At 57.9% G+C, this 24,433-nt stretch carries 16 protein-coding genes; 11 read left to right on the top strand and 5 right to left on the bottom strand.

The genetic code is table 11. The features are described 5' to 3' along the window. The first annotated feature begins 357 nt into the window (after nucleotides 1-357). Nucleotides 358-465 (top strand): HNH endonuclease, encoded by a 108-nt coding sequence (locus QN399_RS26835; RefSeq protein ID WP_369125133.1) that lies wholly within the window; start codon nucleotides 358-360, stop codon nucleotides 463-465. Between the two features lie 32 nt (nucleotides 466-497). Here the strand turns inward: QN399_RS26835 and QN399_RS15140 are convergent, their stop codons facing one another. After that, the gene (locus QN399_RS15140) at nucleotides 498-1,241 is read right to left on the bottom strand and encodes an alpha/beta fold hydrolase (protein ID WP_330201117.1); all 744 of its coding nucleotides are present in this window, start codon (nucleotides 1,239-1,241) and stop codon (nucleotides 498-500) included. Nucleotides 1,242-1,464: 223 nt separating this feature from the next. Between QN399_RS15140 and QN399_RS15135 the strand changes: the two genes are divergently transcribed. The 10 genes from QN399_RS15135 to QN399_RS15090 all read left to right on the top strand — a co-directional run bounded on the left by QN399_RS15135 (nucleotide 1,465) and on the right by QN399_RS15090 (nucleotide 19,200). Next, nucleotides 1,465-2,655 carry an MFS transporter gene (locus tag QN399_RS15135; RefSeq protein WP_330201116.1) on the top strand — a complete coding sequence of 397 codons (1,191 nt, stop codon included), beginning with the start codon at nucleotides 1,465-1,467 and terminating at the stop codon, nucleotides 2,653-2,655. A gap of 72 nt (nucleotides 2,656-2,727) precedes the next feature. Beyond that, a complete protein-coding gene (locus QN399_RS15130; protein WP_330201115.1) occupies nucleotides 2,728-4,494 on the top strand; it encodes a fatty acyl-AMP ligase in 1,767 nt (588 codons plus the stop codon). A 4-nt stretch (nucleotides 4,495-4,498) separates the two neighbouring features. Beyond that, nucleotides 4,499-4,777 (top strand): acyl carrier protein, encoded by a 279-nt coding sequence (locus QN399_RS15125; RefSeq protein ID WP_330201114.1) that lies wholly within the window; start codon nucleotides 4,499-4,501, stop codon nucleotides 4,775-4,777. Beyond that, entirely contained in the window at nucleotides 4,774-5,595 is an 822-nt protein-coding gene (locus QN399_RS15120) for a thioesterase family protein (protein WP_330201113.1), read from the top strand. The genes QN399_RS15125 and QN399_RS15120 overlap by 4 nt, the downstream gene beginning before the upstream one ends. Nucleotides 5,596-5,668: 73 nt before the next feature. Continuing rightward, on the top strand, nucleotides 5,669-12,109 hold the full coding sequence (locus QN399_RS15115; protein ID WP_330201112.1) for an SDR family NAD(P)-dependent oxidoreductase: 6,441 nt from the start codon (nucleotides 5,669-5,671) through the stop codon (nucleotides 12,107-12,109). 25 nt (nucleotides 12,110-12,134) lie between these two features. Then, on the top strand, nucleotides 12,135-15,320 hold the full coding sequence (locus QN399_RS15110) for an aminotransferase class III-fold pyridoxal phosphate-dependent enzyme (protein ID WP_330201111.1): 3,186 nt from the start codon (nucleotides 12,135-12,137) through the stop codon (nucleotides 15,318-15,320). Then, the gene (locus QN399_RS15105) at nucleotides 15,317-15,952 is read left to right on the top strand and encodes a hypothetical protein (protein WP_330201110.1); all 636 of its coding nucleotides are present in this window, start codon (nucleotides 15,317-15,319) and stop codon (nucleotides 15,950-15,952) included. Before QN399_RS15110 ends, QN399_RS15105 begins: the two co-directional genes overlap by 4 nt. 4 nt (nucleotides 15,953-15,956) lie before the next feature. Beyond that, a complete protein-coding gene (locus QN399_RS15100) occupies nucleotides 15,957-16,820 on the top strand; it encodes a hypothetical protein (protein ID WP_330201109.1) in 864 nt (287 codons plus the stop codon). Nucleotides 16,821-16,864: 44 nt separating this feature from the next. Then, on the top strand, nucleotides 16,865-18,373 hold the full coding sequence (locus QN399_RS15095) for a class I adenylate-forming enzyme family protein (protein WP_330201108.1): 1,509 nt from the start codon (nucleotides 16,865-16,867) through the stop codon (nucleotides 18,371-18,373). 14 nt (nucleotides 18,374-18,387) lie between these two features. Then, nucleotides 18,388-19,200 (top strand): SDR family NAD(P)-dependent oxidoreductase, encoded by an 813-nt coding sequence (locus QN399_RS15090; protein WP_330201107.1) that lies wholly within the window; start codon nucleotides 18,388-18,390, stop codon nucleotides 19,198-19,200. A gap of 318 nt (nucleotides 19,201-19,518) precedes the next feature. Here QN399_RS15090 and QN399_RS15085 read toward each other — a convergent pair whose 3' ends face one another. The 4 genes from QN399_RS15085 to QN399_RS15070 all read right to left on the bottom strand — a co-directional run bounded on the left by QN399_RS15085 (nucleotide 19,519) and on the right by QN399_RS15070 (nucleotide 24,034). Next, a complete protein-coding gene (locus tag QN399_RS15085) occupies nucleotides 19,519-20,544 on the bottom strand; it encodes an IS110 family transposase (RefSeq protein ID WP_330201106.1) in 1,026 nt (341 codons plus the stop codon). A gap of 483 nt (nucleotides 20,545-21,027) precedes the next feature. Further along, entirely contained in the window at nucleotides 21,028-21,408 is a 381-nt protein-coding gene (locus QN399_RS15080) for a hypothetical protein (protein WP_330201105.1), read from the bottom strand. 121 nt (nucleotides 21,409-21,529) lie between these two features. Then, complete coding sequence (locus tag QN399_RS15075; RefSeq protein ID WP_330201104.1) at nucleotides 21,530-22,831, bottom strand: integrase arm-type DNA-binding domain-containing protein; 1,302 nt, start codon at nucleotides 22,829-22,831, stop codon at nucleotides 21,530-21,532. 330 nt (nucleotides 22,832-23,161) lie between these two features. Next, nucleotides 23,162-24,034 (bottom strand): undecaprenyl-diphosphate phosphatase, encoded by an 873-nt coding sequence (locus QN399_RS15070; protein WP_322180337.1) that lies wholly within the window; start codon nucleotides 24,032-24,034, stop codon nucleotides 23,162-23,164. Between the last annotated feature and the right edge of the window lie 399 nt (nucleotides 24,035-24,433).

The raw sequence follows: 24,433 nt of genomic DNA, 5'->3' as shown, positions 1-24,433 counted from the left end.
AGCCGCGGTTTTTGGGGATGTTCGCCTTCATCGAACCACTGTCCCTTTTGCTTGAGTGAGAACTGGCACGGAGGGGAGCCAGGATTAGGGCTCCGACTGTTCGCGTTGGTTGGCTTGGTTTTGGGCGTTCTGGCCTGTGTGTTGTTGGGAGCGTTTTTGTTCAAAGTACATTGGTGGCTGGGCGTTGAAGGGCAATGGTCGTTAATTACTCTTTTAACCTGCGGTGTATCGATTCTTGCGGGTTATCGTTTCTACAACTGGTTTTTGGATTGTTGACAAAGTGGTGGTTCCACCCTGGGTTTATGGTTAGGGGGGCGGTTAGAAGGAGATATTCAGCTTCAGCTACGTGTTACCTCGGTGCATCACATCGTACAGTTGGCACACGGCGGTGATAACACGATAGAAAATGCTCAGGCTCTGTGTCCGAGCTGCCATCGCAACCGACATTTTTGGGAGGAACTGTAGTCAGTTAGTCGGCTGTCGGATGGACATTTGAATCAACCCTTAAACCCAAGCGTACTGGTTATCATCGCGATGACCTCGTTCGTCTGTTCATCCAGATAAAAATGCCCACCAGGGAACAAATTTATGTTCGCTGCACCCGAGGAGTGATTCCGCCAGGCGCTCAGGTCTGTAAAAGGCGCTAGGGGGTCGTGGGTGCCGCCCGAGATGCAAAAATCGCAGCCCAGTTTTTCGCTGGAGGGGGGCTGCCAGGTTTCCAGTGCCTGGAGGTCCGCCCTGATGATGGGCAGAAAGTGTTTCAGCACATCAGGACGTTCCAGCAGGGGGGCAGGGATACCATTGAAGGTTTGCAGTGCGCGGACAAGTTCCGGATCAGGCAGTAGATGCAGCAGCTCTGGCGGTTGTACGCAGGGTGCTCGTCGCCCGGAAATGAACAGGGTGTTGGGCAGGGGATATCCCCGCCTCTGTAAAATGCGCCCGAGTTCGAATGCGACGGTTGCGCCCATGCTGTGGCCGAAGAAATAGAACGGTGGTGTCAGTTGGGATTCGATCTCAACGAGCAGTGCCTGCAAAAGTGCTTCCAGGCTCTGGCACAGAGGGGCTGCGCTTTTCGGACCGCGTCCTGGGTAGGCAACCGGGATGACTTCGATGGCGGCGGGTAGACGTTTATTCCAGGTGATGTAACGCGCGGTTGTTCCACCTGCATTCGGGAAGCAGAACAGTTTTATCTTTGAGCTGGCGTCGGTGGTCGTATCGGCAAATGGCGTATAGGAGGTCATAACTAAAGCCTATGGGTAATTAGATGCTATTCGCGTGGCTTATTGTTGCTTTGATGGTTGGGGTGAATTGTCTGTATTCATATTGATTATAATGCTTTTTTAAAAATCGGTTTTGTCTCGTAGTGTTGGTCGCGTTTGTCAGCTTGTACGAAAAGAAGTTATTGCCGGTTTGTGGTGGTGATTTTCTAGAATAACAAAAAGCTATTACATAAGGAGGTGTGGCGTGCGAATAAATCCTTGGGCGGCATTGTTTATACTTTTTTTAGGCCGTATGGCATTAGGGTTTCAGTTTCAATCGGTGGTTTCGATTGCACCTGATCTCATGGACGTATTCAAAGTTGACTACACGGCGATTGGCACGCTGGTCGGCTTGTTCACCTTTCCGGGGTTGGTGTTCTCCCTGTTTGCCGGGGTTATGGGCAAGCGCTTCGGTAACAAACGGGCGGTGTCTGCCGGTTTGCTGCTGATGTTCAGCGGCTCTGTCTGCATGGCACTTTCGTCGAGTTTTCTGGTGCTTTCCATCGGCCGTCTGCAGTGCGGGATCGGGGCCATCGTGCTCTTCGTGCTGCTGACCAAAATGGTTGCGGACTGGTTTGTCGGCAAGCAGCTGAGCTTGGCGATGTCGGTAATCATCAATGGTTGGCCAATGGGTATTGGCGCAGGCCTTTTAACTCATCATCTGATTGCCGATGCGCTGACCTGGCGCGGTGTGTTCTGGGGCAACGCCGTGTTTGCCGGGACGGTATTGCTGGCGATGCTGGTGTTCTATCGCAACCCTCAGGTCGCGGGGCAAAGCACCGTCAAGGGGGACTCGCGTATTTCTCGCAGCGAAGTGATACGGGTCAGCTTCGCGGCCATTGGGCTAACGCTCTATAACGCAGCGGTGGTGATGATCCTGAGTTTCGTGCCGGGGTTGTTCATTGCCTATGGCGCCGGGTCGTTAGCGGCAGGGTCGCTGGTTAACGGGCACATTCTGATCTCTATTGTCGGGGTGGCGTCGGGGGGCATCCTGGCCTCGAAAAAGAGCCGCTTCCTGACGGTTGGCGCAGCCCTGTTTTTCTGTGCAGCGGTGCTGTTCTACCAGGCCTTGGGGCAAACCCATGACGTGCTCTTTCTCGCCATGGGCTTGTTTATCGGGATGCCGGCGGCATTGCTGATGACGTTGCCAGCCACCGTACTTGCGCCGGCCAACCGGGATGTCGGGTTCGGCATTTTGTATACCTGGGTCTATGGCGGGCTGGCGCTACTGATGGTATTGGCCGGGTACTTGCGCACGGTGTATCAGACGCCTTCGGCGCCGGTGATATTGGCCGGGGTTCTGCTGGCGCTGACGCCACTTTCTACTTGGTTGTTTGTTGTTATTTCCCAGCCAGCACCAGGGAACACCCAGTTGGATGCGGTGCCCGCCAAGTAATTAGATAAAGTTAAAAAGGCGATATCGAGGCGGCTTTGCGTGAAGGAAGAGTCCGCTCGATAGCGCCTTGGGATGATCTTTAATGAAAAGTTTCTCCACGACGGAGGGGCAGGGGTGCACGTGAGAAATATACTTTCCTGTTTGGAGTTACAGGCAAATCTATGGCCTGATAAACCGGCCTTTATTTATCTAAAAGATGGCGAGGTTGAGGCGCAACGCATTTCGTTTGCACAACTTCAACAGCAGTCACATGCCTTGGGTAGTGCATTGGCCGGAAAGCTCGATTGCGGTGATCGAGTGATTATTGCACTGCCAGATGGTATTGATTTTATTCGCGTTTTTTTGGGCTCGCTGTATGCCGGGCTGATTCCGGTTCCGGTAAAACCGGCGTTGAATAATGACGCCAGGGCCAAGTTGATCCGGATTGCCGAAGATTGCCAGCCCCAGGGCATTTTTCTCGCGCAGGGCATGGCCGGGATACACATCCCTGAGCGTTCCTTGCTGTTCTTACAGAGCGAGGAGTTGATCGCCTCGGTGACACCCGAACAGGCGACGAGGACTGCAGGCCGCTCCTCGTCGGGTGCGCAGTTGGCGTTTTTGCAATACACCTCGGGCTCCACGGGCTACCCCAAGGGCGTCATGGTGTCCCACGACAACTTGCTGGCCAATGAGTCGATGTTGTCACGGACCTGGGAGGCGGGCAGCGATGACGTGATCGTCTCCTGGCTGCCAATGTTCCATGACATGGGGCTGATGGGCTCGGTGTTGTTGACCGTCTATTCGGGCGCGCAGTGTGTCTTGATGACCCCGGCTGCCTTTGTGCAGCGTCCGGCTCGCTGGCTCCAAGCCGTTGAGCGATATGGCGGTACGATCATGGGCGGGCCGAACTTCGCCTACAAACTGCTTTGCACGCCACGGGTCAGCGAGTCTTTGCAAGGGCTGGACCTGAGCGGTCTTAAGTTGGCCTATTGCGGCTCGGAGCCGGTATCGGTGGCCGTTACGCAGATGTTTCTCAAGGCTTACCAAACCAGCGCCCTGCGTGCCGATGTGTTCAGCCCATGTTACGGCCTGGCCGAAGCAACGTTGATGGTGTCGGGTGGGCAGATCGGCCATGGGTACGCGACCATGGCGGTGGATGTTGTCACCAGCCTGGCCTTGCCTGATTTCAATGACCTGAACCAGCCCACGCCAGGTATCAAACTCGCCGTTTCCTGCGGGGCTAGCGTCCCGGGCCAGGAACTGCGCATCGTTAACCCGAACACCCGGCAACCGTGCGCTGAGTACGAAACTGGCGAAGTCTGGGTCGCGGGGCCTCATATTGCCTTGGGCTACTGGAATAACCCGGCCGCCACCGCTGAAGCTTTCGGCGCCTGCCTGGCCGACGAAACCCGGGGCCATTACCTGCGCACCGGCGACTTGGGCTTCCTGGCGGGCGGCAAGCTGTACATCAGCGGGCGGATCAAGGAGCTGATCATCGTCAACGGCAACAACTACTACCCCCAAGACATCGAAGAAACCTGCTCTACCTCCCATACGGCCCTTGGGTCCCGGGCGGCGGCGTTTGGCATCAGCAGCCATAACGGTGAGGAAATCGTGATCGTCCAGGAGCTGGATAAATCCATTGCCGACGATATCGACCCCCAGCTCCTGACCGATGTCACTCGCAGCGCACGCTCGGCGATTTATCGCGAGCACTCGCTGACGGTCAGGGAAATCATTTATGTGAAGAACAACAGCATTCCTAAAACCACCAGCGGAAAGATCTGCCGTGTCAGTTGCAGACGCGATTATGAGTCACGCTCGCTGGATGTTTTCGATGTGGCTGTGGCGCAGGAGTAGGCGAGTGTCCAACGTATCTGAGAGCTATTGCGTGAAGGCCTGGTTGAGCGATTACCTGAGCCGCGAGCATTCGATTGATCCTGGCCAGGTTCGCCTCAAAACCACGTTCAGCGAGTTGGGGATCGACTCCGCAACAGGCGTGGCGTTGATGCTGGATGTCGGCCAATGGCTGGGGATCGAGATTGAGCCAACGGTGATCTTCGACTACCCGACGGTTGAGTTGTTTTGCACCTATGTGGAAGAAATCCACGGGCAGAAACTGGATAAAAGGAAGCAGTCATGACATTTCTCGAAGAGTTGCTCAAGGCGCACGGCGGTCCGCAAGGCGCCCAAGACAATACGCTGACGATCTCTGATCGCTGGGACATCATCGGCTACCCGAACGGTGGCTATCTCGCTGCCCTGGCGGCATCGGTCATGGCCCAGGCCACCGACCACAAGGACCCGCTGACCATCAGCGCTCACTTTCTTGGCCACCCGACCGCCGGGCCGGCCAGCTTCGATGCACGCCTGATTGACTACAAAAAGAGCATGTCGCGAACCCTGATGACCCTGAATCAGAACGATCAGGCCACGGGGATGTACCTGGCAACTTTTACCGATTTCTCCCAGACCAAAGGTGAAACGCTGACCAGCAGCAAGGGGCGGGTGCTGCCATCGATTGGCACGTTTGTACCGCTCAACCAGTTACCGTTCATGCCGCTGCCTCCGGCCTTTAGTGCGCAGTTCGACCTGCGGGTCAAGCCCGACTTCCTGGCCAGGCCCAACCCGGGAAACAAGGCCGAAGTGGAAGGCTGGATGACGTTTGCCCAAGGCATAGAGCCCGACCTGTACAGCTTGATCCTGTTTGCCGATGCGTTCCCGCCGACGTTGTTTTGCAAGCTGGCGCCAGAGTTTTGGGGGTCGATTCCGACCATTGAATACACCGTGCACTTGAAGGTACACCCGTGCCCGGGACCGATTTACGGGCGCTTCGTCACCGATCACATGGTCAGTGGTTTGCTCGAAGTCGACGGCGAACTTTGGGATTGCGAAGGCAATCTGGTCGCGGTTTCACGTCAGGTCGCCAAGCTGCGATTGCCTTCCGGCAGCGCTGTTTGAAACCATTGATTCAATCACCGGCTACCCCACACCGCTGATGGGTCGTTTGCTTCGAGTAACCAAGGAACACGTCATGGATCGATATCAGAGTCAGGACATTGCTGTCGTTGGAATGGCCTGCCATTTTCCCGGCGCAACGGATCTCAATGAGTTCTGGACGTTGCTTGAACAAGGCCGGCGCGCCATCAGCCCTTTGGCCCGGGAACGCTGGAATAACCCCGCGCTCTACGATGCCAAGCCCGGCACCCCGGGGAAACTGGCGACGCAAGCGGCCGGGCTGATCGACCACTTCGACCGTTATGACTATGGGTTCCTGGGGTTGTCGAGCGTCGAGGCGCAGAGCACCGATCCACAACAATTGCTGGCCCTGGAGACCACTTGGCGAGCCCTGGAAGACGCTAACATCCGCCCCTCAAGCCTGGCAGGGACGCGTGCGGGCGTCTTCATTGGCGCCTCGTCGAGTGATTTTGAAGCCATGCAGACCACTCACCAGGACACGCTGACCGCGCACTCGGGTACAGGCACCAACGCGAGCATTATTTCTGCGCGGATTTCCTATGCCATGGACCTCCGCGGTCCTTGCATGACGATCAACACGGCCTGCTCTTCGTCGCTGGTGGCGATCCATGAAGCGTGCCTGAACATCGAGGCTGGCCTGTGCGACAGCGCAGTGGCGGGCGGCGTGCACCTGATGCTGATTCCGGGCAGCACCATTGCCGTGTCCCAGGCCGGGATGATGTCGCCGCAAGGCTTGTGCAAGACCTTCGATGACAACGCCGATGGATATGTGCGGGGTGAAGGCTGTGGCGTGGTGATTCTCAAGGGCCTGCGCAAGGCTCGCGAGGACGGCGACCGCATTTACGCGGTGATCAAAGGCTCTTCGGTCAATCAGGACGGCTTGACCAACGGCATGACCGCACCGAACCGACGCTCCCAGGAGCAGGTAATCGCCCAGGCTTTGGAGCGCGCAGGCGTGGAAGCCGCCGCGGTGGGTTACGTTGAGGCCCATGGCACCGGCACGCGGTTGGGCGACCCCATCGAAATCAATGCCCTGAAAAGTGCCTATGCGGCTGACGCCCAGGTGCATCAACCTTGCTACGTCGGCGCGGTGAAAGCCAACATTGGTCATTTGGAGCCAGCGGCGGGTGTCGCCGGTTTCATCAAGACCGTGCTGCAGCTGCATAAATCAACCATCCTTCAGCAGCCCACCACCGGCAAGCTCAATCCGTTGATTCAGCTGGATTCGAGCCGCCTGGCCATCCCTCGGGAGAACCTTGCCTGGCAGCAGGAAACCCGGATCGCGGCGGTCAGTGCTTTCAGCTTTGGCGGCACCAACTGCCACCTGATCGTCGCCAGTAACGGGGCCCCGGCTTGCAAGGCCCGAGACGACAACGAGCAGACCCAGTTGCTGTTGATGTCGGGCAAAAGCGAAAAGGCCCTGCCAGCGTTGCTGACTGCATATATCGACCAGCTCGAGGCCGAGCCGTCGACACCGCTGCGGGACATCTGCGCGACCACGATCAACGGTCGTGAATCGTTCGATTACCGCGTGGCGATCACGGCCTCCAGCCACGCGGAGTGCCTCAAGCAACTGCGTGCCTTGGCGCCAGTGACGACGGGGCGGGCACGGGAAGGGCTGAAAATTGCCTTCCTGTTTTCCGGGCAGGGCACGCAGTATTTTTCCATGGGGCGGGCGCTGTATGAGCGCTATCCGGTGGTTCGGCATTGGGTCGAACAAGGCTCGGCGTTGATCGAAGCCAGGCTTGGGGTGACGGCACAAGCGATTCTGTGGGCAGACGCCAGCCTCGACCTCAACCGGACCGCCTACACGCAGCCGGTGTTATATGTCCTTGAGGTGGCCATCGCTAAACTGTGGGAAAGCTTCGGCATTGTTCCAAACGTGGTGCTCGGGCACAGCATTGGTGAGTTTGCCGCGGCCTTCACCAGTGGCCTGTTCACTTTCGAGGAGGGGCTTGAACTCGTTATCGCCCGTGGACAGTGCATGGAGCGCCTGGGGCCGGACGGCAACATGCTGGCGGTCAAAGGCGCTCGGGCGCAGGTCTCGGCAATCTGTAAGGGCGTGTCGGACGGATTACATGTCGCGGCCATCAATACCGTCGGCGACACGGTGGTCGCCGGGCTCGCGCCCGACATTCAGGCGCTGAGCGGGCTTTTGCAGGCGCAAGGCATCACAGCCTTTGCGCTCAAGGGCAATCGGCCTTTCCATAGCCCCCATATGAGCGCGGCTTCCCAGGCGTTTTTGGCCACCGCCGCACAGGCGCGGTTCTCCTCGCCACGTATTGCCATGCTGGAAAACGTCAACGCGCAGCGTGTCGGCGCGGCAGGCCTGACGGCGCAGTACTGGGCGCATCAAATCACCCACCCAGTGAACTTTCTCGGTTGCTTGCAGCACCCGGACCTGGCCGATGCCAAGGTGCTGATTGAAATCGGTCCTGGCTCCACGTTGCTGGGCTTGTCCCGAGGGGTGCTGGAGCACGACCGGTTGTACCTGCCATCGTTGTCTTTGCGGGACAAAATCGACGAGACCTTCCTCGTGTCATTAGGCAAACTTTATTGCCTTGGTGGCCCGGTTGATCTGGCCCCGCTATACGCCAATGAGCGACCGGTGTCGGTGCCGGGGCATCCGTTGGCGCGGGAGCCGATCCTTAAACACCTGAACCCCGGGCGCTGGACCGATGCGCCTGCGCCGCACACCGTGCATGGCGTGCAATGGTCTGCGGCACTCGACCTTGAGCCCGCTGCAACCTGGGTCGATGCGCCAGTGATTGTACTGCACGATGGCGTTGCAGCAGAGCAAGAGGGCTGGCGCTTTGTTTCTTCGACGCAATGGGACGAAGACGGCGCGGCACAGGTTTTGGGCGCCACACAGGCAACGGTAATCGTGGTGTTGCCGCAGTTTCTGGCGCGTCAGGCTGCGCGGTTCGCGTGCGCTTCTTTTACCGCACGGCTAACCCAGGCAGCACTGGCGACGGTCGACGCGGTGTGCAGGGCAAGTGGGAAAGAGGCCGCCATCAACCTGAGTTTCGTCCTGCCCACAGGAGAGTCATTGGAGGACCTGTCTTACGCCGCCATTGCCGGGGCGTTGAAGTCGGTGCACCTGGAACTGCGCAATGCCGAACTGAAGTCGATATTCGTCGCGCCACAGCAGTGTGTGGCCCGTTTGCCGGAAATCATCGACGTGAGCCGTGCCAACGGCAGCGCTGAATACCGCCTCGATGCGACAGGGGTCAGTGGCGTGCACCTGGTGCCGAAGACGATTCCTGCGGGGCAGCCGTCGGTGTTGGCGGATCGCGCTTATGTGATCAGCGGCGGCACTGGCAGTATTGGCGTATCCCTGGCCCTACGCTTGGTGGAAAAGGGGGCCGGGCAGGTCATTTTGCTCAGCCGGGGCCTAGCCGACACAGGCTCACGCAGTGAGCGTCTCACATGGCTGCTGGAAACCGGCAATGTGCGGCTGGTCCAGGTCGATGTCACCGATCAGGCGCAGATCGCCACAGCCTTGCGTGACACGTTGCCTATCGATGCGGTGTTCCATGCCGCGGGCATGAGCACGCAAGTGGCCTTCGAGCAGCTAACGGTCGACGAGGTTTTCCGGGTGCAGGCCAGCAAAACCGAAGGCACGCTAGCGCTGTTCAACGCTGCACAGACGCTAGGGGCGGGGCGGTTCATCACGTTCTCTTCGATTTCTTCACTCTGGGGCGTACCGCAACTGGCACACTACGCCAGTGCCAATCGTTACCAGGATGCTTTTGCTTCACGGCCCGGGCTGCCTGGCCCGCAGGTACTCAATATCAATTGGGGTCCTTGGGGCGGCGATAGCATGGCCTCCGCCGAATCGTTGATCGCGTTCGAGCGCAACGGCATCCAGGGCCTGCTGCCCAATGCCGCGCTTGATGCCCTGTTCGGCCTGCTCGATGTCGGTGTCTCGGGCCAGTACGTCGTGTGTAATGCCAACTGGGAGCGATTGGCCGCGCAGTACGCCGCGCGCTCGGCAGGTCGCATTTTCGAGAAGTTGCTGGCTGCGCCGGCTGCTCGGCCCCAGCCCACATCGATCCCCAACCAAACCTGGGATTTGGCTTCGATTGGCGCATTCACGGCGCACGCGGTCGCCACTTTGCTCAGCGTCGACCCGGGTGACATCAACGCCAGTGACTCCTTGCACGAGCGAGGCCTGGACTCCCTGGCGGCGGTGCAACTGAGAAACCAGTTGGAGAAACAGTTTGGCCTGGCTTTGCCGGCGACGTTGATTTTCGATTACCCCAACATCGCAGCGATTACCGCGTTCGTCAGTGGCCAGATTGTGCCCGCCGTTGAGGAGGACGCCACCCCGCAGGGAACCGATTTGCTGGCCGATGACGGCCGCATCGCAATTATCGGAGTAGGTTGCCGGCTGCCGGGCGATGTGGAGTCGAGTGAAGCGTTTTGGCAGCAACTGTCGGCGAAACAGGATGTCATGACGCCGCTCATAAAACGCTGGCAGCGCAGCATGTTTGGCGTGGATATCGACACATTGCCTGAAGATGTGTTGGCCTTGCAGGCGGGTCTTTTGAGCGACATTGAAGGCTTCGATCATCAGCTATTTGGCATCACCGCCACTGAAGCCTGCTACATGGACCCCCAGCAGCGGATGGCGCTGGAACTGGCGTGGCGCTGTTTCGAGTCGGCGGGCTATAAGCCGTCCGAACTGGCCGGGAAGAAGGTCGGGGTGTATATCGGCGCCGGGGCAAATGAATACCGTGCGCTGTGCCTGGAAGACCCGGACAGCTATCCCTATCTCGCGACCGGCAATGCGCTGAACGTGATCGCCGGAAGGGTCGCCTATCAGTTTGGCTTGAAGGGCCCGGCGATCACCGTGGACACCGCATGTTCGTCGTCGCTGGTGGCGATTCACCAGGCCGCGCAGGCGCTGCGCAGCGGCGATTGCGACCTCGCTCTGGCGGGTGGCGTCAATACCTTGCTGAGCGCGCAGACGTTCATCTCCCTGACCCGGGCGAGGATGCTTTCGCCCCATTCGCGTTGTGCCACCTTCGACGCCAGCGCCGATGGTTATGTGCGCTCGGAGGGCGGCGGTATGCTGCTGCTCAGGCGCTTGGATGAAGCACTGATAGCCGATGATAAGGTCCAAGGGGTGATTCAAGGCTCGGCCATCAACCAGGACGGTAGAAGCGCCAGCCTGACAGCGCCCAACGGTGCTTCGCAACAGGAGGTCATCCGCGCGGCGCTGGCCAGTGCCAAACTGCGCCCGGAGGAAGTCGACTGGATCGAGACCCATGGCACCGGCACCGGCCTGGGCGATCCCATTGAGCTGCAAGCGCTGGATGCCGTGTATGGCGGTGTCGGCAAGACGTTGATCGTGGGCGCGGTCAAATCCTCGGTCGGTCACCTGGAAGCGGCATCGGGGGTGGTCGGGTTGATCAAAATCATTGCAGCGCTGGCCCATGACTCGATTCCGCCAAACCGGCACTACACCGCCCTCAACCCAAGCTGCCATGGCTTGCGCTCGACGATTGAGGTGCCGACGCAAAATCTTCGCTGGGCACAACAGGCTAACCGCCAGCGCGTCGCGGCCCTGAGTTCCTTTGGGTTTAGTGGTACCAACGTCCACATGCTGATTGCCGAAGGGATTAACCCGCCGGCGGTCGATCAAGCCTGCCAGCCTTGGCGCAAAGCCTTGTTGCTGCTGTCGGCGAACTCGGTCAACGGACTCAAGCACCAGTTCGACGCAGCGCTGCAACTGCCGGAACAGGCGCTCTATGCCGCCTGTGAAGAGAGCCTGTTACTGAAGGATCCGGCACGCTACCGGCAAGCGATTTGCGCGGATGACTCACTGGCGCTGCAGGCGGCGATCAGACACGCGGCGTCCTGCGCCATCGCAGTCAAAGTACCGAGCGGGCCGACAGCGGTTCTATTGCCGTTGCACGTGACTGTTGAGAGCCTGGATAAAGTCGCCGGGTTATATAACGCGTACGCACTGTTTAAAGAGCACTTGGATGTGTACGGCGCGACAGTGGGCCTCGATGTACCGGCCCTGTTTGCGAACGGGCAAGAAACAATCACGCCATTAATACAGGAGGCAATTAATGCGGCGTTGTTAATGTTCTGGAAAACCCTGGGGGTGACCGCCAGCGTGTCCGACAGCGGACTTGACCGGGAGCAGGGCGGTGTGTTGCTGGTGGGCGAGGCGGTCATTGATGCCCTGCAACCTATGGCCGCCGTCGCGGCGCTGTTTCTGTGTGGTTTCAACCTGAAGCTGGACAAGCTCCTGGCCCGGGCGCGCCCAACGACAAGGTACTTGCGCTACGCCTTCGACCGGCAGACCCACTGGCCGGTGCACATCGGCTCGGTGCAGCGCGCGGGGAGTTTCACCCCCGCGCATAACCCTGACTTCAATGTTGCCGATTATAAGGCGACGGATGAAGTGTATCGATTACTGAATCAACAACTCAGTGAGTTGCATGAGCACGTTGACTTGATGTTGTCACTCTCCAAATAAACCCTTCACACGGAACGTCAGTTATATGAACTTCGATCAGATTGCTTCTGAGGTAGTGCCGCGCCTCTCCAAGATAATAGGCCTTGTGGAAGGCGAGACACTTTTACTGGAAGACTCCTTGCTCGACATGGGCGCTGATTCGCTGATTTTGATTAAGTGTGTCGACTTTATTAATGATCGATATGGCGTTTCGCTAACGGCTGCGCAGCTCTATGAAGAGATCGGTTCGGTGGGCGAAATCATCGACACCATTGCACGGCAACTGCCCAGCGAGCGCATTGCGCCGCCAGCCCCTGTGAGTGCCGCCGCCCCGAGTGTCGCCCGTGTGGCGCCAGCCGTTTTGACCCGGCCCGCAGAGCCGCTTGTGGCGGGCGGGCGTGAGGTGCTGATTCACACCATTGTCCAGTCGCAAATCGAGTTGATGGGCAAGCACTTGCAACTGTTGGGCGCCGGCGCTTCTGTCCCGGCCGCTGTTCCGGTCATTGCCTCGCTCCATTACCCGGACCCTCGACCTACAGCGCGAGCGCCGCTTCAGCAGCCTGATGCAGCCCCGGCGGTGGAGCGCGAAGACCGCTTCAACGTCTTCAATGCGCGCAAGCAAACGCAGAAGATCGCTGACCCGCAGCAACAGCAGTACCTGGCTCGCTACATGGAGGCCTACTCTCAAAAGCACTCGTCATCCAAGGCCGGGACCGACCAATACCGCCCGGTGCTGGCAGATAACCGGGCCTCGGCCGGTTTTCGTGCGGGCACCAAGGAGATCCTGTTTCCCCTGCTCGCTGACCGCACTGACGGCGCGCAACTGTGGGACATCGACGGAAACCGTTTCATCGACATCACCATGGGCTTTGGCGTGCACCTGCTGGGGCATGGGCCAGAGTGTGTGAAGTCAAAGCTGCTTGAGCAAGTTCAGACCGGGATACCCATCGGGCCACAATCGCCCCTCGCGGGCCGGGTGGCAGCGCTGATCAGCGAGTTGACCGGTCATCAACGGGTAGTGTTCTGCAACTCCGGCACGGAAGCGACGATGACCGCCGTGCGGCTCGCCAGGGCACACACTGGCCGGCCGAAAATTGTCCTGTTCAGCGAGTCGTACCACGGCACATTCGACGGCTTCCTGGCCCGGGCGTCTTCGGCCAGGGGTGACGATGCCAGCGGGATCTCGGTGGGGCGCGGGATTGAACAATCGTCCGTCGACGACACCTTGGTGCTGGAGTATGGCGATCCGAAGTCACTGCAGATCATTCGCGAGCGTGCGAGCGAGATTGCAGTGGTGATTGTCGAGCCGGTGCAAAGCCGTCATCCGGCGTTGCAGCCCCAGGAGTTCCTCGCGCAGTTGCGGGAGATCACCCGTGACACGGGCGTGGTATTTCTCTGGGACGAAGTCATTACCGGTTTTCGCATCGCCGCTGGTGGCGCCCAAGAGCACTTCGGGATTCGTGCTGACCTCGCCGCCTATGGAAAAATCGTCGGGGGAGGCATGCCTATTGGCCTGGTGGCGGGTGACGCGGCGATCCTCGACGGTATCGACGGCGGGACCTGGCAGTACGGCGACCAGAGTGCGCCGCAAACCGAGCCAATCTTTTTCGCCGGAACCTTCTCCAAGCACCCGTTGGCCATGGCGGCGGCCGTGCAAACCCTGGAGCACATCAAGCAGCATGCTTCGACGCTGTACAGGGACCTCAATCGCCTGACCCAGAACCTGGTCGACAGAAGCAATGCCTTGTTTGTGCGCTATGACGTCGAGATGCGGGTGGAGCACTTTGGCTCACTGTTTCGCTATGTCTCGAAGCGCAACCTGGACCTGTTTTTCAGCCACTTGCTATTCAATGGTGTGTTCGTCTGGGAAGGGCGCAACTGCTTCCTGAGCACTGCCCATACGGATGCCGATGTCGACGCCATCCTGCTGGCCACGGAAGAGGCTCTCAAGCCGCTGGTCCAACACGGGTTCTTGCCGTCAACGGTTACGCAAACCGCCGTCGGGCGCGTGCCGACAGTGTGGGAGCAACGCTTTATCAAACTGTGGCAGACGCCCCAGCGTGCATTGAGCGTGAACATAGGAGGAGGGATTTTTTTCCCCGGCGCGACGGACAGCCGTGCGTTGGTCGAAGCGTTGGGCAAGGCCACGCAGGGGGCCGCTGCACTGCTGGCGCGCCTGGACGCCAATGACCAACTGTGGTGGCCGGTGCAAGGTGAAATCAGCGTGCCAGTGGTTGAGCTGACCTTTCACGGCGACACGATGACACAGGCGTACCTGGATGAACTGGTGGCCAGCGAGCAGCAAATGGCATTCGCGCTTGAGGGCGACCGGCAACTGCGGGCGACGGTCTTCGCGATCAAATCCCACGGCCTACTGCTGTGCTTGACCGCCAACCATGCGGCCTGTGACGGCGCCGCCCTGGCCGTCCTCAGCGAGCAAGTTATGCGCTTGCACAAAGGCGAGCGTGCCGAACGCCTGAGCAGTCAATTGCCGTTGTTACAAACACTGGAGAGCGACTACCGCGCCTCCACGCAATTTGCCAGCGATCAAGCATTCTGGACGCCGCGTCTCGCGACGTTGCAGTGCCAGACCTACCGGCCTTTCGAGCGTGATTGGCAGCAGGCGAGCGGGCGTTACGAGGCAACCCTGTCGCGTCAGGCCGTCAGTACGCTGGCGCGCCAGCAGAAAGTGACTCCTTTCGCCTGGGTACTGGCCGGCTTCGCCCGTGCCTTGTGCCAGTCGCCGATGGCGGGTTATGGGGTGCTGGCGGTGCCGTTTGGTAACCGCAGTCAACATACCCGAACCACCCTCTGTCAGTTGACCAATTTGTTGCCGTTGTTGCCGATCGAGGAGGGCACCCTGGCCAGCGAAGCGCTGCACGTCAGCACGCAGCTGACCAGTCTGTCCGCTCATGCCGCTTACCCGGCTCTTGCGCAACTGCAAGTCCCGGTGTTCGCCAGTATCAATTGGGAGCCTGTTGAACTGCCGGACAATAACGAAACGGCGCCGCGCCTGATCTATGGCCTGCGTCGCTGCACGGAGTTCGCACTGGAAATCAATATTTACGGCGGCGCAGACCTCATCACCTTCGCGGTGGACTTTGATCGCACGCTCATTGAACCCGCTGATATAAAAACCTTACTTGACGTTGTTCAGGCCGACACGGCAACGGCCCTTGAGTCACTCACTCATCCACACGTTGAACGTTTGAACCTGGAGCCTGTGTTATGAAACGAATTACCGAACCTAATCCAATTGCCTGGACGGTTGCTGGCATCGCATTTGTCAGTTGCGTGGCCGTTATATTGAGTGCGTTGGCGATTGTCGGTTTCACGGATAAAGCCTTTGTTTATTCGATCAGGGTCATCGTCAAGTTCGCCTTTATGTTTTTCGCCATGTCGTATATCGCGGCGCCCCTATATCGGGTGTCCAGCAGTCGGGTGACAGCCTTCCTGATGCGTCACCGGGCCACCACCGGCGCGACGTTTGCGGTGTGCCAGTTAATGGCGGCGGTCTGTGTCGGGTTTATCTGGTTTAACTATTTTTACATTATCGAAGCTATTTCCTCGCCGGTTGAACGGGTCTTGGGTCTGATCGTACTGGGGTGGATCTTCCTGATGTTGTTGACGTCCAACAAGACCGTTCGCCAGGCACTAAGTGTTCATGCCTGGGGGAAACTACAGAAGTACGGAATGATGGTGATTTGGATTGCTTACTTGCTCGACTACGGTCGCCGTACGATTGAGTGGTCTCCGGTATTCGGTATTTTCGTGGCGATATTACTGGCTATTTTTGTTCTCCGCCTGGCCGCCCTGTTAGGGATTGGGGCCACCACTACACAACAACGCTCGGTACAGGGGTAATCCTATGACTCAACCACTCTTAGATGCTCGTACACAGGCTCGTCAGGCCATTCGGCAAATGTTGCCAACCGAACTTTGGGAACAAAACGAGGCGTTTACCAAGGCACTCTGTGCTCAGGTCCAAGGGCATCGTTTCTGCACCCATCCGCTGATCGAGGCGATGAGTACCCGGGATATCAGGCTTGATTGGCTCAAGCCGTTCTACTCCGACACCGTGCACGCGATTTCCGGGCGCTTCACTGATTACCTGGTCCAGGCGATGCTCAACTGCGCGGCCCTTCAACCCCTGCTCGGTGTGGAGGCCGCCAGTGCGTCGAGGTTCCTGCTGCAAATCAATGCGCTGGATGAACTCGGGTTCGTCCCGGGTGATCTCGACGGCCATTTCTGCGGAACCCCAGAGAATGGCCACTTGAACCAGCTATTCAAGGTGATGGCTGATATCGGTATCAGTGAGGTTGAGCAGGCCGCCTATGTTGCCTCCCCGGCGTCCGAGTCGGTGGCGCAACTGATTGAGCAGCACCGGCACGATCATCTGTACCTGGCGACGTTGTTGGCTGTCATGGAGTCGTCGTTGAACCCGTGGACTGAATGCTGGGCACGCGGCACAGCGATTGCCACCGGCATGGACACCAGCCAGGGCTATCACGCGATCCATACCGCCGACCATGACGGCCACTTGATCGACGATGACCACTCTGAAGATAGTTGGTACATCGTGCGCCAGGCCCTGACGCTTGCAGACCATGCGGCGATCGGGCAGTTGGCGGTCGAGTTGCTGGCGCGGCTGGAGCGCTACGCCGACTATCAGTTTGGTTTGCTTGAAGCCCAGGCGCAGAAAGCCCGTCGTACGGACGCGCTGCCAGCGTGATGCTCAACCCATAAGCCGATGAACCCTGTTCAGGTATCCATAACGTGATCCATTACAGCCTTGTTTCTGCGATCAATCAATGGGCAAGGTTGACGCCCCAGGTAACCGCCTGCATTGATGGTCCGGTCCAACTGACCTGGGCCGACTTCAGCCGTTGCGTGCTTGCGGCGATTGAGTTGTTGCCAACGGACCGTCATGCGACGGTCGGGATTGTCGCCGGCAATAACGCCGAACACATGATCATGGCGTGCGCGGTGATCGCGACGGGAAGGGTGTTGCAGACCTTTCCCGTCGATGTCACCGATGAGGTGCTCGCTGTTTTGCTCAAGAGAAGCGGGGTGACTCATGTCGGGGTGGATCACGCAAACAGGGTGCGCAGCCAGGCGTTGAGCGACCTTGATATCAAGTTCATCGGGTTTTGCCGTACCCAAGTCAAGGGCTTGGGGCATGGCAAGCCAGTTGTCATACCGGATTTAAGTCCCTGCGGCGCCGCCGACCTGAGCATTGTGTTCAGCTCGGGTACGACCGGCCTGCCGAAGGGTATCGTGCACAGTGCGAACGCCCGCAAAGTCGTGGCCGAGGCGGTCGCCGGGCTGGGGTTGAACCGCCAGGCGGTCAACCTTGTGTCGCTGGCGATGCACAACAACCTGTCGATGGTCACTTGGCTGTCGGCACTCTGGAACGGCGCCTGTAATGTGCTGCTGGCCACGTTCGATCCCGTGGCATTGGGCGAGGCGGCCCTTCGACACCAGGCAACCCATTTAGTGATGAGTCCGCCCCATTACCGCCAATTGCTGGGCGCGCAGGTCGACTACCAGGTGCAGTTTGCCAGTCTGCGTTTGCATATCTGTTCCAGCTCCAGGCTGTACGCCTGGGAGAAGCAGGCGGTGGTGCAAACCCTGCCTGGGCGCTTCGTCGAAATCTACGGCGTGACTGAAGGCGGCGTGGGCACGTTTCTGGATTGCTCGGCCGACCCGCAAAAACTGCACACCGTGGGCAAACCCTTGCCCATTTATGACGTGCGAATCATTGACGAGGTGGGGCGGGAAGTCGCCGCCAATGTCGTTGGAAAAATAGTCGGGCGCAGCGAGTTCATGATGTCGCGCTATGCCTCCCATGCGCCGATGGAGTCTTGGGCGCCACCCGCATCGGACGACGAGGCTCTCCGCTTCATTGTCCCCGGCGACCTTGGATATCTGGATCCAGATGGTTATTTGGTGGTGTGTGACCGTGCGAAAGACGCGGTACTGGCTGACGGGGAGTATATCTTTCCCTCGCAAATCGAGTCGTTCATTGCCTCGACCTTTTTGCCGATCGATGTCGCGGTCAAAGTCCACGCCAATAACGCCGGGGGCCTGGGTTCCGTGGTGATTCATCTTGTGCCGCCACTTGGGGCACCGGCACCGACCGACGGGATTGTGGCCCAAGTCGATGCCCACTTCGGCCTTGGGGGAAGGGTCACACTCAACCGCGTCGATGCCATTCCACGCAATGGCATGGGCAAAATCTTGCGTCATCTCCTGACGTCACCGGCACACACAATCACTGCATAGAGAAGGTTAATAAAATGAGTTCGACATCCAGGGAAAGCAGTAGCCATTACGCCGACAAAGTCGCCATTGTCACCGGCGCCAGCAGCGGGATTGGCCAGGCACTGGTGGTGCAATTGATTGCCGAAGGGGCCCAGGTCTTTGCGGTGGGTCGAGATGCAGAGCGGCTGAACAGTTTGTATGGGCTGACAAACGCGCCGGTGACCCAGTTGGCCACCGGCCAGTTCGATGTGCAGGATGAGGCGGCCTGCCGACAACTGGTTGAGAGTTGCCTGAGCTGCTTTGGTCGTATCGATCTGGTGTTCTGCAATGCCGGACGCGCCATGAAAGGCGCCTTCCTTAGTGCCAACAGCCCACTGCCGTCCACCGGCATCATGCGCACCAATTACGACTCGGTGGTGTATCTTGCGTTTTACACACTGCCGTACTTGATCCACACCCAAGGCCACATCACCGTGACCGGCGGCATCGTCAGTCACGTGGGGCTCCCGGAATTTTCCGCGTACTGCGCCTCGAAACATGCGGTGCGAGGATTCATCGAGTCCCTGCGCAGGGAAGTCACGGCCGAGGGCGTGACCCTGACTTTGGTCAGCCCTGACACCGTCCGCACGGCTGTGCGTGCCAATATGCAGGACGCTTGCGGCAATCCCGATCCGATTCCGTACGGCGACGAGAAAGTCATGTCTGCCGAACAGTGTGCAGGCAAGATTCTTGACGCCACACGGCGCAAGAAGCGCGATGTTTTGCTATCAACCAGGGCTAGGCTTTTGAATTTATTGCAGTTTGCGTTTCCGGGGCTTGCGCAGAAAGTGCTCGCGATCAGGCATTGATCAGTCTGTTCGGATCCCCACAAAACATCTGAATAGCGCTCTAGGGAAACGCTTATATGGACGCCTCCCGAAGCTCAATGGGGTAGTCATGCTGACGTATAGGTAGGAGCAGTCTTATATCCGGCCTGTTTGTGCAGGCCGACAAGCCTACTGGCCCTGATGGAATCCGCTGACGAGGCCCTCATCTGAAAATCGAGCCGATGGTGTGCCCATAGCTCATATTCCCTACCAAGTTTACCTCGTCACGGTCTGACCTATTTCGCCATCACGTATCTACCACGTGCGCTCCTTGTGAAGCCTTCTGTCTATAAGCTTTTTTCAATGCCCTACAGGGCATGCCGTAAAGAGTTCTGCGCGATATCGGGAGCCTTTGACCAGCACAGCCCAAACGGTTCTCGCGAGTTTATTGGCAACTGCGGCCACCACCACGTTATACGGTCGCCTGGCAAGCAAGCGCTCAACCCACTCAGACTTCTGCCCCCTGGCAATGATTGAGGGGGCACCATGCATAAACAGTGTTCGCAGATAGGTGTCACCGCGCTTGCTCAGCTCCAGTTGCCGAACTCGACCACCTGTGCCTGTCTGTCGAGGAACCAGTCCCACCCAAGCGGCAAACTGCCGACCGGAGCGAAAGGTTTTGGCATCGCCCAGCGAGGCAACTGCGGCTGTGGCCGTCAACAAGCCTACTCCGGGGATTTTTGCAATTTTTTGACAATCGAGACGCTCACGCATGCAGTGTTTCAAACGGAGTTCAATCGCTTGGATTTCTTCGTCCAGCCGGATTACCCGTGCCCACTGCTCGCGCAGACTTTCCAACAGCACATGGGGTACTTGGTTTTCCGCATCGACGAAGGCGTTAGGTACCGCCTTGGTCAGCGAGGTGTAGCCTTCCGGCAACACAATCCCGAACTCATAGAACAAGCCGCGCAATGCATTGCTTTGCATAATGCGAAATTTCAGCAGTTGAGCGCGGATGCGGTGCAGCGAGAGGATGGCCTGCTGATCAGCTTGTTTGATTGCGACTTGGTGGGCGTCGGGCTGCTGCACTGCTGTCCATATCGCTTGGGCGTCAGCCGCATCGGTCTTGTTCCTGAGTACGAATGGGCGTACCGAGCGAGGAGCCAGTAAGCGCACCTCATGCCCCAACTGCTGAAGCTGGCGCGCCCACCAGTGAGCACTGCCACAAGCCTCCATCGCTACCAAGTAGGGCTGACGCTCGGCGAAAAACGCCAAAACCTCTTCACGCCGCAGCTTGAAACGTTCGATTTTTCCGGAGCGCTGATCGACGGTATGCAGTTGGAAAACCTTCTTGGCGATGTCCATACCAATCACACTCTGTTTCATGGTGGATCCTCCTGTTCAAGGTGTTCTTGCTGTTCACACGCGTTACTTTGACACTTGTATATCGGGGCCGCGAGATCCGCTTGTCGTGCACAGTGCGGCGGTCGGCCCGCTGCCGGGGGGAGGCGTCCATACCATCTGAAAAAGACTTCCAGGTTGCGCTGGGAGCAGAACCGGACTGTTTTGAGTCTGAAAATAAATACCTGATCTCGTCAGTTTTTGGATTATCCATCCGCAGCAGCTTTTTTTGCCTGCAGGCCATTCGTTATGGTTCGGCCTCTGTGAGGCTGCTGCCGCCAAGGTTACGCAGCAGGCGCAGGCTCCGATTGACATCAGCGGTCGGCGTATTTGGAAAATATCCTTGGGTAATACCTTGGGCGTAAGACGACTACCCAGACCGTGCCACGGAGTAGTGCCGACGTAAGCCATTTGTTCGAGTTGATGAGCCATAATTACGAATCCTTAGGGTGCGAGCCGGCATAAGCGCTACGCCTCGCGTGGCACTGTCCGGGCGGATGAGATAGGGGACGAGTTGGTTAAAGCCGACAGGTTGAAGCGGTGCCCACAGATCAGGCAGAGGTTGTTTGCCAAGATATGACGATCCAGTTTTTCGCCAAGCTGAGCGCCAAGCGCGCATCCGCCTACGCCGCCGACAAGGCCGCCTAGGACTGCGCCTGATATTGCGCCAAGGGTAATACCGAGCGGTCCGGCAATGGCGCCCACAGCGGCACCGAACTGACCGCCAGCAAGCGCTGAACTCGCGCCGCGTGCTGCACCGCCAACCGTGCCGATGGCAGCCGCAATTTTCATGGCTTGGTGGAGAGAAGCGATTTTTGGTGAGTTACAGCGAGGGCACTGCAATGACATGGTTTGAAGCTCCATGGTGGGAATGTCATAGCAGTGATGTAGGGTTACAGCCTTTTGGAGTTGAATTTATTCCGAGGTGTACCTCTCGGAAACCTACCACGTCAGCTATACTTTTCTCCTTTTACGGATCTATTCCGGAGAAGCTGGAGGCCCCCACTCCTATAAGCCCAGGTGTCAACGTTTCGCTTTTTTGGCCGACGAAATCTGCCCAGTCAGCCATCAGTGCACGACGCTTTTCCAGCAAATCACTACGCCAGTAGGCGGCCTCGGCGCCGTTGGCTACAACGTGAGCCAAGGACATCTCGCAGACCTCCCGCGTATGGTGCGTACATTCGGCCGCCCAATCTCTGAATGTGCTGCGAAACCCATGAGCGGTGATTACCCTGTCATTGTTGTCACGCCAGCCTTTGCCTCCGCCTTCAATGTCGCTTTGATCCATGCGTCGCAAGGTCATCAACATAGCCATGTTGCTAATAGGCCGACCTTTACGTGTTCCTGGAAACAGTAGCGAGCTGTCTTGGATTCGTGGAAGACCGTTTAGCAGTCCAACAAGTGCATCTGAGAGTGGGACGGTGTGGACCTTTCCCGCTTTCATGCGCGCACCTGGAATTGCCCATAACTTTGCTTTCAAATCGATTTCACTCCAGTCAGCAGCAAGAACTTCACTGGTCCGACATGCCGTGAGAATGGTCATTTTAAGTGCGCAGGCAGACTGCCCTTCAATGCTGTTAAGGGTTGGGATAAAGCGAGACAGCTCTGAATAGGGAAGTGCTGGGTGGTTTTGGGTGCGCTTTGCCTTGGAACTCGGTGGTAACAGTTTGTCCAAGTGACCGCGCCAGCGAGCTGGGTTTTCACCGTCACGCAGTCCCCGCGCTTTAGCAGCATCGAGGACGAGTTCAATTCGATTGCGCACCCGGCTGGCTGTTTCGGCTTTATTGCCCCAGATGGGCTTCAGGACTTCGAGAATATGCTCGGTGGTGATTTGGTTTGTAGCTAGGTCACCGATGACAGGGTCGGCATAAGTAGCCAGCGTGTTCGTCCACTGCTGAGCATGTTTTACATTTTTCCAGCCGGCACGATGAGCCTCTATGTAATCGACCGACACGTCCCGAAAGGTGACGGATTTGTTTTTGCGTTGCTGCTCAGCAACCAGCTGAGCCGCTCGTTCCTCGTCACGCGCCTGTAAGGGGTCAATACCATCACGCAGTAAACGGCGCTTATCGCTGCTGTTTTGTCGAGCCTCCTTAAGGCCGATTACAGGATAGGTGCCTAAGCCCATTTCCCTGCGCTTTCCAGAAAGCTGGAAGCGCAGTACCCAATATTTCTTTCCGTTGGGCTTGATGAGTAGACGAAGACCGTCCCCATCTTCGTAGGTGCCTGGGGCTGCCATGTTTTCAATTTGTTTTGCGGTTAACTTTCCCAAGGACGTATTCCTCTATCGATTTCGTTCCCCCATCTGTTCCCCCACAAAGGCTTGGAAGGTGATGAGTGTTAGTGGATGTCTTGAGACGATGATAGGCTTGTAATCCCTTTAAAACAAAGGTATGTCGAATTGTATAGGCTGTCGGTGGATTATAATATGGCGGACTATCTCTCCGCCATTATTGAATAAGACAAAGCCCCTGTAATCGTAAAGATTACAGGGGCTTTTTCGTTTCTGTCGAACTCATGGGGTAACCCCATTCAGTTGGACGCCCGCCCTGGTTTTCGGGATGCAGCTCAGGGCTGGGCTCTATTGGCGTTTAAAGGTTATTTAGCTCAGAAAGCCGGTGCTGACCGCGACAATCAGGAAGATACCCAGTGCTGCCCGGTAAATAACGAAGGGCCAAGTAGAGAATTTTTCCAGAAACTTCATCAGGCCCCAGATGGCGCAAAATGCCGACACGCTGGCGATCACCAGGCCGAAAATCAGGTGAGACCACGCTTCGGCCGGAATATGCGCATGAAACAGCACCCACAGCTCTTTCAGCCCGGCCAGCGCGATAGCGGGCAGCCCAAGCAGGAATGAGAAGCGCGCGGCTTCTTCGCGTTTGAAATTAAGGAAAAGCGCAGCGGTGAGTGTTGAACCTGAGCGGGAAACACCGGGTATCAGCGCGCCAACCTGTGCAATGCCAACGATTAATGCGTCCCGCAGGCGCATCTCTCCCACTGTGCGGCGATGACGGCAGCTGAGTTCGGCCGCAGCCAGCAAAACGGCCATCACAACGCATGAGATACCAATCACCATCAAGCCTCTTAATGGTGAGTCGCACGCATTGAGTGTCGAGGACAAGGCAAGGCCTGCGATGCCAATAGGGATGGTCGCAAGCACAATGGCAACTGCCAGCTTGAATGACTGGTTGCTGAAGTCACGTCGTTGCACGGCACCGATGCTTCCAGTGACGACTTCCCGTACGTCACGCCAGAAATAGCTGACTACCGCAGCCAGTGCGGCCAATTGCATGGCGGCGGAAAACGCCGAACCGGGATCCGGCCAGCCGAGAAGGGCCGGTACGATTCGCATGTGAGCAGTGGATGAAACGGGTAATAACTCGGTGATGCCTTGAATGATGCCCAGGATGCCAATTTGCATGTAATCCAGAGAAGCAAAGCCGATATCAAGGCCGCTGGAGCAGACGTTTGTCAAAGTTTTTTCCTAAAGAGTAAGGTTTCTCCACTCTCCGGAAAACACCAAGCGACGCTCGGAAAATCTCGGTAGTGGACAAAGGATCCTGAGCTGAGCCGCTATGTACGGCGGTCGTTTATGGTGACTGTGAGCTGGAATGATAGGTTTTTTTTAAAGGGTTCTCTACCTGCAGCTGAGATGATTATTGTTAGCCCGGAGCGCCAGCGAAAGCGCGTTTTAGAGGGCGACGACTTCCTCCAGCAGGCGGAGTCTAGCTGAGATTTTACGCGACTCTCCGGTAAAAAATAATGAGTTTTTCTCGCACGGGAGCGGGCGCAGTCACCCACTGACAGCCCTAAGGCTGTATATGACCTACGTTCATAAAGGTAGGACGAAAGGTTACTAGACCCTTAAAACGTG

It is taken from the genome of Pseudomonas sp. 10C3 (assembly GCF_036346185.1).
GTDB lineage: Bacteria > Pseudomonadota > Gammaproteobacteria > Pseudomonadales > Pseudomonadaceae > Aquipseudomonas.
This window is presented reverse-complemented; position numbering and strand designations above follow the sequence as displayed.

What these genes read in the sequence shown, in the direction of transcription:
- QN399_RS15120 (WP_330201113.1), top strand. Translation starts at nt 4,774, where the DNA reads ATGACATTTCTCGAAGAGTTGCTCAAGGCGCACGGCGGTCCGCAAGGC.
- QN399_RS15130 (WP_330201115.1), top strand. Translation starts at nt 2,728, where the DNA reads ATGATCTTTAATGAAAAGTTTCTCCACGACGGAGGGGCAGGGGTGCAC.
- QN399_RS15115 (WP_330201112.1), top strand. Translation starts at nt 5,669, where the DNA reads ATGGATCGATATCAGAGTCAGGACATTGCTGTCGTTGGAATGGCCTGC.
- QN399_RS15090 (WP_330201107.1), top strand. Translation starts at nt 18,388, where the DNA reads ATGAGTTCGACATCCAGGGAAAGCAGTAGCCATTACGCCGACAAAGTC.
- QN399_RS15100 (WP_330201109.1), top strand. Translation starts at nt 15,957, where the DNA reads ATGACTCAACCACTCTTAGATGCTCGTACACAGGCTCGTCAGGCCATT.
- QN399_RS15105 (WP_330201110.1), top strand. Translation starts at nt 15,317, where the DNA reads ATGAAACGAATTACCGAACCTAATCCAATTGCCTGGACGGTTGCTGGC.
- QN399_RS15085 (WP_330201106.1), bottom strand. Translation starts at nt 20,544, where the DNA reads ATGAAACAGAGTGTGATTGGTATGGACATCGCCAAGAAGGTTTTCCAA.
- QN399_RS15110 (WP_330201111.1), top strand. Translation starts at nt 12,135, where the DNA reads ATGAACTTCGATCAGATTGCTTCTGAGGTAGTGCCGCGCCTCTCCAAG.
- QN399_RS15080 (WP_330201105.1), bottom strand. Translation starts at nt 21,408, where the DNA reads ATGTCATTGCAGTGCCCTCGCTGTAACTCACCAAAAATCGCTTCTCTC.
- QN399_RS15140 (WP_330201117.1), bottom strand. Translation starts at nt 1,241, where the DNA reads ATGACCTCCTATACGCCATTTGCCGATACGACCACCGACGCCAGCTCA.